General features: G+C 68.9%; 10 protein-coding genes and 1 pseudogene. 5 read left to right on the top strand and 6 right to left on the bottom strand.

Annotation, left to right across the window (positions count from 1 at the left end; translation table 11 throughout):
• Nucleotides 1–610: pseudogene (locus tag VBO01S_RS33015) on the bottom strand (hypothetical protein); the annotation flags it as partial.
• A 78-nt stretch (nucleotides 611–688) separates the two neighbouring features.
• Nucleotides 689–1,381, bottom strand: a complete 693-nt coding sequence (locus tag VBO01S_RS08265; RefSeq protein WP_062472930.1) for a hypothetical protein — start codon at nucleotides 1,379–1,381, stop codon at nucleotides 689–691.
• Nucleotides 1,382–1,760: 379 nt separating this feature from the next.
• On the opposite strand from VBO01S_RS08265, the gene VBO01S_RS08260 reads away from it, so the two are divergent.
• The 5 genes from VBO01S_RS08260 (at nucleotide 1,761) to VBO01S_RS08240 (ending at nucleotide 8,224) form a co-directional block, all read left to right on the top strand.
• A complete protein-coding gene (locus tag VBO01S_RS08260) occupies nucleotides 1,761–2,555 on the top strand; it encodes a LuxR C-terminal-related transcriptional regulator (protein ID WP_062472928.1) in 795 nt (264 codons plus the stop codon).
• 40 nt (nucleotides 2,556–2,595) lie between these two features.
• On the top strand, nucleotides 2,596–3,561 hold the full coding sequence (locus VBO01S_RS08255; RefSeq protein WP_062472926.1) for a sensor histidine kinase: 966 nt from the start codon (nucleotides 2,596–2,598) through the stop codon (nucleotides 3,559–3,561).
• A gap of 79 nt (nucleotides 3,562–3,640) precedes the next feature.
• Nucleotides 3,641–6,016, top strand: a complete 2,376-nt coding sequence (locus VBO01S_RS08250; protein ID WP_062472924.1) for a Tex family protein — start codon at nucleotides 3,641–3,643, stop codon at nucleotides 6,014–6,016.
• Between the two features lie 40 nt (nucleotides 6,017–6,056).
• A complete protein-coding gene (locus tag VBO01S_RS08245; RefSeq protein ID WP_062472922.1) occupies nucleotides 6,057–7,133 on the top strand; it encodes a patatin-like phospholipase domain-containing protein in 1,077 nt (358 codons plus the stop codon).
• A gap of 104 nt (nucleotides 7,134–7,237) precedes the next feature.
• A complete protein-coding gene (locus tag VBO01S_RS08240) occupies nucleotides 7,238–8,224 on the top strand; it encodes a tripartite tricarboxylate transporter substrate binding protein (RefSeq protein ID WP_062472920.1) in 987 nt (328 codons plus the stop codon).
• A gap of 15 nt (nucleotides 8,225–8,239) precedes the next feature.
• Here the strand turns inward: VBO01S_RS08240 and VBO01S_RS08235 are convergent, their stop codons facing one another.
• From VBO01S_RS08235 to VBO01S_RS08220, 4 genes are read right to left on the bottom strand one after another with little or no spacing between them, the layout of a single operon-like run.
• A complete protein-coding gene (locus VBO01S_RS08235) occupies nucleotides 8,240–8,626 on the bottom strand; it encodes a DUF4150 domain-containing protein (protein ID WP_056580973.1) in 387 nt (128 codons plus the stop codon).
• Between the two features lie 21 nt (nucleotides 8,627–8,647).
• Nucleotides 8,648–9,334 carry a DUF3540 domain-containing protein gene (locus tag VBO01S_RS08230; RefSeq protein WP_062472918.1) on the bottom strand — a complete coding sequence of 229 codons (687 nt, stop codon included), beginning with the start codon at nucleotides 9,332–9,334 and terminating at the stop codon, nucleotides 8,648–8,650.
• On the bottom strand, nucleotides 9,331–10,455 hold the full coding sequence (locus tag VBO01S_RS08225; protein ID WP_062472916.1) for a pentapeptide repeat-containing protein: 1,125 nt from the start codon (nucleotides 10,453–10,455) through the stop codon (nucleotides 9,331–9,333). Before VBO01S_RS08225 ends, VBO01S_RS08230 begins: the two co-directional genes overlap by 4 nt.
• Complete coding sequence (locus VBO01S_RS08220; protein WP_062472914.1) at nucleotides 10,452–13,109, bottom strand: DUF2169 family type VI secretion system accessory protein; 2,658 nt, start codon at nucleotides 13,107–13,109, stop codon at nucleotides 10,452–10,454. Before VBO01S_RS08220 ends, VBO01S_RS08225 begins: the two co-directional genes overlap by 4 nt.
• Nucleotide 13,110 lies beyond the last annotated feature (1 nt).

The raw sequence follows: 13,110 nt of genomic DNA, 5'->3' as shown, positions 1-13,110 counted from the left end.
CGACGGGGGCCGGCGCCGCCGGACGTGCCGCCACGGGCGCGCCGGCCGAGGAGGCCTGCGGTCCGAACGCGCTCACGCGTTCTTCGGCGGTCATCGACTGCGGGCACTTCGAGCCGGTCATCTCCAGGGCCGCCTGGGCCGCCGGGTCCATGCAGTCCATGGCCAGCGACGCTGCCTTCATGCCCTTGTTCCAGAGCTCGCGGCTCATCTTCAGGCGCTTGCAGTGTTCGTCCGTCCAGGTGGTGCCGAAGCTCAGCCCGACCCCTGCGCCGTTGGCGCTGGCGCTGGTGCTGCCCATGCAGGTGTCGTTGCTGGTCGTCAGGTTCGGGCCGCTCACGGAGGGCACGTTCTTGACGGTGTAGCTGCCACGGTAGTCGACGGTGCTGGTCGTCGCGCCCGTGTTGTTGATGTTCTGGGTGCTGTTGCTGTCCACCGTGGCCCGGGAGGTGACTTCCGAGGGGGCGGAACTGTTGAAATTCACCGCCTGGGTGTTGCCCTGGGCGTTGGTGGTGGCTGAACTCTGCGACTGGTTGTTGGCGCCACCCGCCGTGGTCTGCGCCAAGGCGCCGGCGGACAGGCCCAGCAAGGTCAGGGCAATCAATGTTTTCATTTTTTCGACTCCTTTGGGAAGCAGGGGAGGGGCGTGCCCCTCCCCGTTTCTGGTCCAACAACCGATGGTCCGGATCGCTCAGGGAGCGTTGGCCGTTGCGCCGGAGATCGCGCCACCGGCGGTGCCGCCACCGTTGCTGAAGCCCGCTGCGTTGCCCACGGCGAAGTTGATGACGCCCGTGGAGCCACCGGTCGAGCCCGACGTGGCCGAGGTCGTCGTGCCGTTGACGATGCCGTTGACCGCGCCCGAATTGGCGCTGAAACCGGCCGTCGTGCCCGAGGTGCGCGTCACCACGGCCAGACCGCCGCCAGGACCTGCAGCGGTGGCTGCGGTGTTGTTGGTGGTGGAGCCGGCTGCGCCGCCTGCAGAGCCGCTCACGGGGTTGGCGCCGCCGCCGGCGTAGTTCGCATTGGCGCTCGAGGTCGCATTGGCCTGTGCATTCGCACCGCCTGCAGCCACGCCGTTGCCGGTCGTTGCTGCCACGCTGGTCACGCGTCCTTGCGTGGTGGCCGAGCCGCTGGCGGTGGCGCCGCCGACGCGCAGGAAGGCATTGCCTGCTGCGCCGCCCGCCGCGTTGGCCGTGGCCGACGAGGTGGAGCTGGCTGCGTTGTAGCTCAGTGCGCTGCCCGTTCCGGAGCTGGCGGCGACCGAGCCTGCCGAGCTGGAGGAGCCGGTCGTGGTGTTGGTGACGGCGAGCGCCACGCTGCTGCCGGTTGCGGTCCCGATGCCAGCCACGAGAACCACTGCCATGGCGATAAGAGTCTTCTTCATGATGCTTCCTCGATAGTGTTGAAACGAACCCGATCGCCGGGGAATCCGGCCATCAGCGACGGTCAGCGAGCACGGATTGAATGGATTCCGTTGCGACCGGGATGCAGTTTCAGCGGGGGGAAGGGATCGAAAAATGCCTCAGGCTGGGTAGTGCAAGGCTATGGCGAAAGCAATGTCCGAGGGCGTTTTGGGCGTTGGCAGAGAGCCGGTTCTAGGCCCTGTTCCCCTCGTGGGAACTATCACTTTGGTTCACAATCTGGCAATATTGCAACCGAAAGAAACCAAGGTAATCAAAAAAGCCGATAGCCGGAAAAAGAGTAGAAATCGATTAACTTTTGTTCACGAAGTCGCGACTTTTATCTGTGACAAGGGGGCTTAAATGGAAAACGATCTCGACATTTCATTGACCGATGTCGGTGGTGGCGCTAGGAAATTCTCCAATCCCGGCCAGTTCGGCGGGCTGCTGGCTCCCTCGGCGGATACCCTGCCGTGGCCGGACTACCTCACGGGCCAGGAAACCAAGCCCGTTCGTGTCCTGCTCGTCGACGACGACCCCTTTGTCCGCCGTGTCATCGCCCAGGAACTGCTGGGCGATCTGCGCATCCAGCTCGAAGGCCAGGCCGGTTCCCTGCGCGAGGGAAGGCGCCTCTTGATGCAGCATGAATTCGATGTGCTCATGGTCGACATCCGCCTCGGAGACGGCAGCGGATTCGAGCTCATCGAAGAGGCCAAGAAGCACCGCAGCGCCGCCGAGATCATCGTCATTTCCGCGCTGGAAGACGAGCCCCAGGTGCTGCATGCCTTCGAGCTCGGCGCCTCGGGTTACCTGGTGAAGAACGCCTGGTTCCAGAGCTATGCCCAGGCCGTGTTGCAGGTGGTGAATGGCGGGGCCGCCATCACCCCCCGGCTGGCGCGCCGGCTGCTCGTTCACCTGGACCATCAGCGCGCCAATCCGAGCCCGGTGCGCCCGCCGGACAGCAAGGCGACCCTGTCGGCACGGGAGCGCGAAGTGTTGCGACTTGTAGCCACGGGATATGTGACGGAAGAGATCGCCCTGCAGCTCACCATCAGTGCCCAGACGGTAAACGCGCACGTCAAGAACATCTACCGCAAGCTGCACGCCCACACCCGCGCGCAGGCCGTGAGTTTCGCCTCGCACCGGGGGCTGCTCTAGGGCGCGCTTCGGGCGCGCCGCGTTCGCAGCGGAGCCACCCATGCGCGCGCCCGCGCCCCCGCTCCCGCCGTATTTCCTGGAGGACCAGTTCGTGTGGCTTTCGATCGCCGCCTGGTGTGTGCTCCTGATCTGGCTGTGGCCGCGTGCCTCGCGCCAGCGGATGTTGCTGTGGGTGGGGCTCGCATTTGCGCTGCACCTGACGCCGGTGGTCGGGCAGGTGATTCGCGCGACCTCGGCGATCACCACGCTGGGTACCGAGGTGCCGGCCGCCTTCTGGGCCCTGCAGGGGGTGAACGTCGCTGTGCTCTGCATGATCGTGGCCACCTGGTATTTCACGCGGCGCCGTCTCGTGCGCTACCGCCAGGCGCAGGCCGTGCTCGCCGAGCGCCGCCGCATCGCCAGCGACCTGCATGACGGCGTCGGCTCGCGGCTGGTGGCGCTCATGGCCAGCTACGACCCGCGCTCCGCCGACGCCCGCGAGCTGTCGATGGCCCTGCAGGCCTGCCTGCTGGAGCTGCAGCTGACGGTCGACTCCCTCGACGACCAGGCTGACACCAGCATCGGCGAGCGCCTGGGCCACTTGCGTTACCGGCTGCAACCGGCGTTCGACCGGCTCGGCATCACGCTCGTGTGGAACGTGCAGGACGTGGTGCTGTCGCCGCCGCTGTCGCCCGAGGCCGCGATGCAGCTGTGTCGCATTGCGCAGGAGGCCTTGTCGAACGTGCTGCGCCATTCGCAGGCGACCCGCGTAGAAGTGCGCTTCGGCCCGCGCGAACGCTCGCACGGCCTGGTGCTCGAAGTGCTCGACGACGGCCGCGGCCTGGATGCGGCGGCCGGCGAGGCCGGCGGCAAGGGCCTGCGCAGCATGCGCGAGCGCGCCGACGCGCTGCATGGCGAGCTGGCCGTCATGGACGCAGCGCCGCACGGGCTGCGCATCCGCCTCGTGATGCCCGGCGAAGTGCTGCCGCAGTCGGCGGTCGCGGCGCCGGCCGAGAGCACGTTGTAACCATCCCGCGCCGGTGCCCGGCGGGGGGCCTCGTCGCCTATGGCAAACTTCCGCGCTTTGCCAGGGACGCGCTCAAGACATGCAGAAAATCATTCGCCAGCTCGCCGTTGAAATCAAGGTCGGCGAGCACCAGGTGAAGGCCGCCGTCGAACTGCTCGACGAAGGCGCCACGGTTCCGTTCATTGCCCGCTATCGCAAGGAAGTCACGGGCGGCCTCGACGACATCCAGCTGCGCGAACTGGAAGCCCGGCTGTCTTACCTGCGCGAACTCGAAGACCGCCGCGTGGCGGTGCTCAAGGCCATCGACGAGCAGGGCAAGCTGACCCCCGAGCTGCGCGCCGCGATCGAATTCGCGCCCACCAAGCAGGAGCTCGAAGACCTGTACCTGCCGTTCAAGCAGAAGCGCCGCACCAAGGGCCAGATCGCCCGCGAATTCGGCATCGAGCCGCTGGCCGACAAGCTGCTGGCCGACCCCACGCTCGACCCGGCCGTCGAAGCCAAGGCCTTCCTGCAGCCCGCCACCACGCTGGACGACGGCAAGCCGGGCCCCGATTTCTCCACCGTGCCCCTCGTGCTCGACGGCGTGCGCGACATCCTGTCCGAGCGCTGGGCCGAAGACGCCGTGCTGGTGCAGCGCCTGCGCGAATGGCTCTGGAACGAAGGCCTGCTCAAGTCCACCCTGATGGCCGGCAAGGACGAGAACAACGCCGACATCGCCAAGTTCCGCGACTACTTCGACTACGACGAGCCCATCGGCCACGTGCCTTCGCACCGCGCCCTGGCCGTGTTCCGCGGCCGCGCGCTCGAGGTGCTCGACGCCAAGCTCGTGCTGCCCGTCGAACCCGAACCGGGCAAGCCCAGCATCGCCGAAGGCAAGATCGCGCTGCACCTGGGCTGGAGCCACGCCGCCCGCCCGGCCGACGACCTGCTGCGCAAGTGCGTGGCCTGGGCCTGGCGCGTGAAGCTGGCGCTGTCGACCGAGCGCGACCTGTTCACCCGCCTGCGCGAAGACGCCGAGAAGGTCGCCATCAAGGTTTTCGCCGACAACCTGCGCGACCTGCTGCTGGCCGCGCCCGCCGGCCGGCGCGTTGTGATGGGCCTGGACCCCGGCATCCGCACCGGCGTGAAGGTGGCCGTGGTCGATTCGACCGGCAAGCTGGTCGAGACCGCCACCGTGTTCCCGCACGAGCCGCGCAAGGATTGGGAAGGCTCGCTGCACACCCTGGGCAAGCTGTGCGCCAAGCACGGCGTGAACCTGATCGCCATCGGCAACGGCACCGCCAGCCGCGAAACCGACAAGCTGGCCGGCGACCTCATCAAGCTGCTGGCCAAGATGGCTGCGCAGGCCGGTGCGCCCGAAATGACGGTCGACAAGGTCGTGGTGAGCGAAGCCGGTGCCTCCGTGTATTCCGCCAGCGAATTCGCCTCGCAGGAAATGCCCGACGTCGACGTGAGCCTGCGCGGCGCCGCCTCCATTGCGCGCCGCCTGCAGGACCCGCTGGCCGAGCTCGTGAAGATCGACCCCAAGAGCATCGGGGTGGGTCAGTACCAGCACGACGTGAACCAGAGCGAACTCGCGCGCACCCTGCAGGCCGTGGTCGAGGACTGCGTGAACTCGGTGGGCGTCGACCTGAACACCGCCAGCGTGCCGCTGCTCAGCCGCGTGTCCGGCCTGTCGACCAGCGTGGCCAAGGCCGTGGTGCGCTGGCGCGAGGCCAACGGTGCGTTCTCCACCCGCAAGCAGCTGCTCGACGTGACCGGCTTCGGCCCCAAGGCCTTCGAGCAGAGCGCCGGCTTCCTGCGCATCCGCGACGGCGCCGACCCGCTGGACATCACCGGCGTGCACCCTGAAACGTATCCGCTGGTCGAGCAGATCATCGTCAAGACCGGCAAGCCGATCGCCGAGCTGATGGGTCGCGCCGACATGCTCAAGACGCTGAAGCCCGAGCTGTTCGCCAACGAGAAGTTCGGCGTCATCACGGTCAAGGACATCCTGGGCGAACTCGAGAAGCCCGGGCGCGACCCGCGCCCCGACTTCAAGGTGGCGCGCTTCAACGACGGCGTGGACGACATCTCCGACCTCACCGAGGGCATGATCCTCGAGGGCACCGTGAGCAACGTGGCCCAGTTCGGCGCCTTTGTCGACCTGGGCGTGCACCAGGACGGCCTGGTCCACGTGAGCCAGCTGAGCCACAAGTTCGTCAACGACGCCCGCGAAGTCGTCAAGACCGGCGACATCGTCAAGGTCAAGGTGATGGAAGTGGACGTGGCTCGCAAGCGCATCGGCCTGTCGATGAAGCTCGACGCCGCGCCCGCACGCCGCGACGGCCCGCGCGACAACCGCTTCGAAGGGGCAGGGCGCGGCCAGCAGCAACAAGGCCGACGCGACAACTCGCCGCAGCCGGCGGGGCAGATGGCGAGTGCGTTTGCCAAGTTGCAGGGGTTGCGCAAGTAAGCAGCCCACGGACCGCACGTTTCTTGCAATCACCGTCGGCATGAAAGCCCTGCGCATCTACGCCGGCCCCGCGGCCCGCCAGCACATCGAGCAGCACGGCCTGCGTCCGCAGGACGTGCGCACCATCCCCGGCGCGGCCGGCGGGCCCAAGGGGCTGATCCTCGGGCCGCTCGATCGCTTCATCTTCGGGCGCTGGCTCACGCAGTCGAACCAGCCGGTGGACCTGGTGGGCGCGTCGATCGGGGCGTGGCGGCTGGCCACGGCGTGCCTGTCGGACCCCGAGGCGGCCTTCGGGCGCTTCGAGCACGACTATGTGCGCCAGCAGTTCGAAGTGCCGCCGGGCCAGAAGCGGCTCAGTCCGCACCAGCTCAGCGAACGTTTCGCGGAGAGCCTCGACACCTTCTATGGCGGACGCATCGGCGAGGTGCTGGGCCATGCGCGCTACCGGCTGCATGTGGTGACCTCGCGCGGGCGCCACATCCTGGGGCGCGAGGGCAGGGCGCGCACGCCGGTCGGCTACCTGGGCGCCTTCGCGAGCAACAGCCTGCACCGCAAGAGCCTGGGCGCCTGGCTGGAGCGCTGCGTGTTTTCCACGCCCGGCGCGGCCTTGCCCTTCGGCACGACCGACTTCCGCACGCGCCAGCACGCGCTGAGCGAGGCCAACTTCAACCGGGTGCTGCAGGCCTCGTGCTCCATTCCGTTCCTGCTGGCGGCGGTGCACGACATTCCGGGCGCGCCGCGCGGCGCCTACTGGGACGGCGGCATCACCGACTACCACCTGCACCTGGACTACCAGCCCGCCGACGAAGGCATCGTGCTGTACCCGCACTTCCAGCAGGCCGTGGTGCCGGGCTGGCTTGACAAGGGGCTGCGCTGGCGCCACAAGTCGACGCGCTTTCTCGACCGCATGGTGGTGCTGGCGCCGAATCCCGAGTGGGTGAAGACGCTGCCGCACGGCAAGCTGCCGGACCGCAAGGATTTCATCCGCTTCGCGAACGACGCGCAGGCGCGCATCACAGCCTGGGGCCAGGCCACGCGCGAGGCGATGCGGATGTCGGACGAGTTCGAGGCCTGGCTCGGTGACGACGGACGCTCGCGCGACATCCTGCCGCTCTGAGCACGCCAAAGTACCGTTGTCCCGTCGGGGACAAACCCTGAGCGCCGGCGCAGGAGCGCGCTTCGAGAATGGTCCGATCCATGCCATCCGAAGGGTTCCCGACCATGCCGCACGCCACGCTCTCCCGCCGCCGTTTTTCTCTTGCCACGGCCGCCGCCGCAGCCAGCCTCGCCGCGCCGTCTTTCGCGCAGAGCGCCTGGCCGAGCAAGCCGATCCGCATCGTCGTGCCCTACACGCCGGGCGGCTTCACCGACCAGATGGCGCGGCTGGTGCAGGCGGGCCTGCAGACGCGCCTCGGCCAGCCGGTGGTGATCGACAACAAGCCCGGCGCCAACAGCCTGATCGGCGTCGATGCCGTGGCCAAGGCCGCGCCCGACGGCAGCACCTTCGGTGTCGTCATCGCGGCCTACACGGCCAACACCACGCTGTACCCCAAGCTGCCCTACGACCCGCGCAAGGACCTCGTGGGCGTGTCGTTGATGGGCGTGTCGCCGCTGCTCGCAGCGGTCAACAACGACGCGCCGTTCAAGACCGCGCGTGAACTCATCGACTACGCACGCAAGCACCCCGGCAAGGTGAGTTTCGGCTCGTCGGGCAACGGCTCGGCCGCGCACCTCACGAGCGAGCTGTGGAAGTCGCTCACGCAGACCTACATGATCCACATCCCGTACCGCGGCGCGGTGCCTGCGCTGACCGACCTGATGGGCGGGCAGATCCAGCTGTTCTTCGATGCGCCCACGGGCCTCATCAACCAGGGCAAGGCCGGCAAGGTGCGGCTGATCGGCGTGGCCGGCGACAAGCGCCTGCCGGCCGTGCCCGACGTGCCCACCTTCATCGAGCAAGGCTTCGCGGGCTTCACCGGCAGCACCTGGGCCGGCATGCTGGCACCGGCGGGCACGCCGCGCGAGATCGTCAAGCGCATGTCGGAGGAGGTGGCGCGCATCATCAAGAGCGACGAGACGCGCGCCAAGCTCGATGCCATGGGCACCTTCCCCGCGGGCAGCACGCCCGAGGAGTTCGACGCCTTCGTCGCGTCCGAGACCACCAAGTGGGGCAAGGTGATCCGCACGGCGGGCGTCAAGCTCGACTGAGCCTCCAGCGCTGTTTCAGGGGGCCAGCACCAGCACCTTGAACTGGCTGGGCACGATGCGCATGCCCACGATGTTGCAGCGGTTCTGCACCGCCAGGCTGGTCATGCGCGTGCAGGGCGTGCCCTTGAGCAGCACCGTGAACGCGCCGGTGATGTGGCGCGACGGCCCCATCACGGTCTGCGACACCACGCCCATGAGCACGCCGGCGTTGTCGCCGTTGGTGATCGGCGTGGTGGTCGCCATGTTGTGCACGGGCGTGCCGCCGTACAGGATGTTCCAGGCGTTGGGCAGGGCCGTCGGCCCTAGTGCGATGTTGGGGTAGGGCACGGGCAGCGCGGGCGGTGTCTTGCAGACATCGGGAAACGCGAGGTCCATTCCCATCATCTGTGCGTTGGCGAACATGGTTCTGGCTCCTTGTCGATATCAACCCATGTGGATCTGTTCGGCGTCGACCTTCACCAGCGCCTGGCTGGTGACGAAGGTGTTCTTGGCGTGCAGTCGCAGGCTCTGCGAGGCCTGCATGTCGATCTGGCCCGCGCGCACCTGCTCGACCTCTTCGGTGAGGCGAAAGCTCGAGCGCGTGAGCAGGCTCAGTCGGTCGAGCACGGTCTCGAGCGTGCGGCCCACAAAGCGGGCGACCAGCGTGGTCACGCGCACTTCGGCGCCGCGGTAGGCCATGTCGGTGATGTCGACGGTCGCTTTGTCGGCCTGAAGCGCGAAAGACGACGCCTGCAGCGCGATGCCGCCGCGGCGCGAGCGGATCGTGAGGTCGCCGTCGGCCACGAGTTGCGACTGGCTGGGGTCGGCCTGCGTGACGACGGCGATCAGGAACAGCTGGTCGCGCTGCGGACCGGCCACGAGCACGACATCGCCCACGGCGGGCTGCAACAGGCAGCTCGCGGCGCGCGGGCAATGCCAGGGCGCGCCGCTCGGCTGCGGCTCGACGACGAAGCGGCCGTCGGGCAGCGATTGCACGACGGTGCCGAGCGCGCTGCCGGTCCAGGCCGGTGCGGCTTGCGCAGGCAGCGGCTTGCGCAGCAGTGCGTGCATCTCGGTCTCGGGCGTATTCGACGGCGGCGAAACGGTTTCGCGAACGGCGCGGTGGTTCATGGCGGGGTGTCCTGTGGATCGGGCGGCAGCGGCCGGCCGAAGGTGTCGCGGCCGGCGCGTTGCGGGCGGTTCGCGCGGGCGGCGGAAAAGCGCTCGGCCTCGAACAGCGCCGGGTCGCTGTCGAGCACGCCGAGGCGGTCGCTCCAGCGCACGCCGGTCTCGATCGCGCGGTGCATCTGGGTGCGGTGGAAGGTGGCGCCGCGCAGGTCGGCATCGGCGAGGTCGGCGTACGAGAAATCCGCGTACACGAGGTGGCTGCGGGCGAACACGGTGCGGCGGCAGCTCGCGCGGTGGAACACGCACTGTTCGAGCCGCGCGTCCGACAGGTCGGCGTCGTCGAGCCGGGCACCGACCCACAGGCTCTGGTCGAAGTGCCCGCCGCGCGCATCCACCCGGCGCAGGTCGGCTTCGGGAAACAAGCACTGCGGCGCCTGCACGCCCGACAGCACCGCGCCTTCGAGCTTCGCGCCCTTGAAGTTGCATTGGCTCAAGCGCGCGCCGGCGAAGTTGCAACCCGTGAGGTCGGCATCGATGAACTGGCACAGATGGAACGACTGCGCCGAGAAGTCCTGCCCCGCGAGGTCGGCCTCGCCGAAGATCACGTTGTGGAAGCTCGCACCTTTGAAGCGCGTGCCGCGCAGCGCCGCGCGGTAGAAGACGGTGGTGTTCAGCGCCGTGTCGTCGAAGCGCGTGCCGTCGAGGCGGCATTCGCCGAACACCGCCTTCGTGAGGTCCGCGCGCTCGAAGCCCGCGCCGTCGAGCGTGCTCTGGTGAAAGGTGGCCTGGCCCGCCTGCGCCGCGCTCATGTCGACGCCGCTCAGGTCGGCTTCGGAGAAGACCGCGTGGGCCATCGCCGCAGATTGCAGGCACGCGCGGGGCAGGGCGCAGCGGTGGAAGGCGGCGTGCTGCAGGTCGGCGGAATCGAGTACTGCGTCGTCGAAGCGGCAGCTGTCGAACACCGATTCGCCCAGCCGCGCGCCACGCAGGTTCGCGCGGCGGAAGTCGCAGGCACCGAAGCTGCCACCGCGCAGGTCCATGCCATCGAAGTCCATGCCCTGGAAGTCCTGGTCCTGGATGTGGTCGCCGCCGCGGATCTTCGCTGCCAGCTCGGCCGGTGTCATCGCACCGGGTCCGCGGCGCGGCGCGGGAGGGTCTTGGCCTGTTCGAGGTGCGCGCCGTGCGTGTCGGTCACGCTGTCGATCAGGGTCTGCGAGACGTCGGCGCGGAACAGGTTGGCCTCGCGCAGGTCGGTGCGGACCAGGCGGGCTTTTTGTAGGCTGGCGTGCATGAGGTTGGCGCCGCGCAGCGAGGCCTGCGTGAAGTCGGCGCGGATGAAAAGGCTTTCGGGCGCATCGCAGCCGCTGAGGTCGGCGCCGGTGAGGCTGCAGGCCGACAGGTCGCAGGTGTCGAGCGTGGCACGCACGAAACGCGCGCCGTCCAGCGGCATCTCGCGCAGGCCGCATTGCACCAGCGTCGCGTCTTCGAAGTCCATGGTGCGCAGGCTGCTGGTGCCGACGAAGCAGGTGGTGTGCAGGGTCGCGCCGCGAAAGACGATGCCGGTGTCGCCCGGCGTGTGGGCCCAAGCGCAGGCTTCGAGCCGGGCGCCGCTGAAGTCGAGCCGCTCGGCGATGCACGAGATCAGGCCGACCTTGTGGAGCACGGCGTTGCGAAAGCTGCAGTCCTGCAGGCGCGTCTGCTCGAGGAAGGTCACGTAGGAAAGGCGTGTTGCATCGAAGCGGCAGTGGTCGACCTGCAGGCCGAGCACGGTCAGATGCTCCAGCGAGGCCTGCGAGAAGTCGCAATGGTCGAAGTGCGTCTGCTCGAGCGCGGTGTGGTGCAGCTGCGCGCCGGTGAACACGGTGCGGACGCAACGGGCCAGGCTGAGGTTCGCGCGGTGCAGCACGCAGCCCGCGAGCGAGGCCCGCGAAAGGCGCGCACGCACGAGCACGGCCTCGGTGGCATCCGCGCCATCGAGCCGGGCGCCTTCGAGGTTCGCGTGTTCGAGCAGCGTGCGGTGCAGGCGCGCACCGCGCAGGTCCATGCCCGACAGGTCGGCGCCGGTGAGGTCCATCTCCGAGAGGTCGCGCGTGGTGGTCATTGCCTCCTGCACGCGCCGGCGTGCTTCGGCGGCACGTTCGCCTTCGAGCACGTCGGCGGGCGACTGGTGCTGCGCGCCCATCCGGTACATGTCGATCAGCCCGCGCTGGCCTTTCTCGACGACCTCCGCGAAGGCCTGCTGCTGCGCGGGCGGCAGCGCGGACGTGCCCGTAGCGGCGGCGATGCCGAACATGCCCTGCAGCACGGTCTGCGCGTCGAAGGCGGGCGGGCCCTTGGTCGTGGTGCGGTCGATGTTCGAGACCAGCTCTGCGGAGTCGAAGCCGACCTGGCGTGACTCGGCCGCATTGAGTTGCCCCGCACGTTTCAGCTCGCGCCGCCCGTCGTCGAGCGCCTGGCGCTGGTCCTGCGTGAAGCGCCGCGTGCGCTCGATGAACTCGGGCAGCTCGGCGAGCGTCGGTGCCTTGCGAAAAGGCTCGGGCAGCGGCCGTTCGCGCAGCAGACGCGGATCGTGGCCGGCCTCGCGCGCCTGCTGCATCAGGTCCGCGCGCAGCCGGTCACCACGCTCGCGCATGTTGCGCACCAACGCGGATTCCTCGCCGTCGTCCAGCGTGTCGAGCCAGGGACCGATGGCCTGCGCGGGCAGCAGCTCGTCGTCTCGGGCCGCATGCAGCGCGCCGGTCTCGGGATCGCAGCGGCGCTGGAGGAGGGCGAAGTAGTGCGCCAGCGGACGCGGTGCATCGCCCGCGGCTTCGATGGCCGGCATCACATGGGTCACGTCGTCGGCGTCGTCTTCCACGATGTCGATCTCGCCCTGGTGGATCAGCGCCACCTGCCCGCGGTGCGGAAAGAACCACGCCGTGGTGAGACGCATCGGCACTTCGTCGAACTGCTCGGGTTCGCGGCCGGCTCCGCTTCGGCGTGCGATGAAGGCGCGCGCACGCCAGTTGGGCAGGCGCCCGCGCTGCACCGGCTGCGTGGGGTGCATGTGCCAGATCTCGTAGGGCGTGCCGCCGGGAATGTAGTCGCGCGCGGGCCAGCGCTGCGGCGACGGTGCGGCGTTGAAGAAGCGCCAGTCCATGTCTTCCGCAAAACCGGGGAACAGATGCTCGCGCCAGTGGCCGTCGTACTGCCGGCCGATCAGGCGCATGCGGCTGGGCCGGGTCAGCTCGATCGGGCCGAAGCCGGCCGGCTCGGTCTCGCGCTCGGGCCGGTCGATGCGCTGCTGCGGGTCTTCGATGTTCGGCAGGCGCTGCACCTGCAGGCCGTTGACGGTCTCGTGCGCGTGGCCGATGCCCTGCGGGTTCTCGGCAAAGCCGGGGCCGCCGTAGGCGCGCGTGGCGTCGAGCCGCATCAATTCGAAGGGCTGCGGCGCGGTGGCGCGGCCGTCGAGCCAGAAGCGGTCGCCGAACACCAGCAGCTGGCGCGCCAACTCACCCACGCGCATCGCGACGGCGCAGGCGGTCTTGTCGTCCTGATGGTGCGTGTAAGCGTGGCCGGTGGCCAGGAACTCGGCGTGGGGTTTGGGAATGCCCAGGTCGATGGCGCCCGTGGGGCCGAGCTCTTCGGCGGCGATCTTCCAGAACTCCGGCTCGGGCAGCAGCACGGGCGCGGCGTCCATCGACACCATGCCCATCAGCGTGACGCCGAGGCGTTGCTGGCGGCCCCGCAGGAAGGGGCGTGTGATGACGCTCAGCCGCAGCGGCTTGACGGTTTTCAAT

It is taken from the genome of Variovorax boronicumulans NBRC 103145 (genome assembly GCF_001591345.1).
GTDB classification, from domain to species: Bacteria; Pseudomonadota; Gammaproteobacteria; order Burkholderiales; family Burkholderiaceae_C; genus Variovorax; species Variovorax boronicumulans.
The sequence above is the reverse complement of the archived record's forward strand: the minus strand, read 5'-3'. Positions and strand labels throughout refer to the sequence as shown.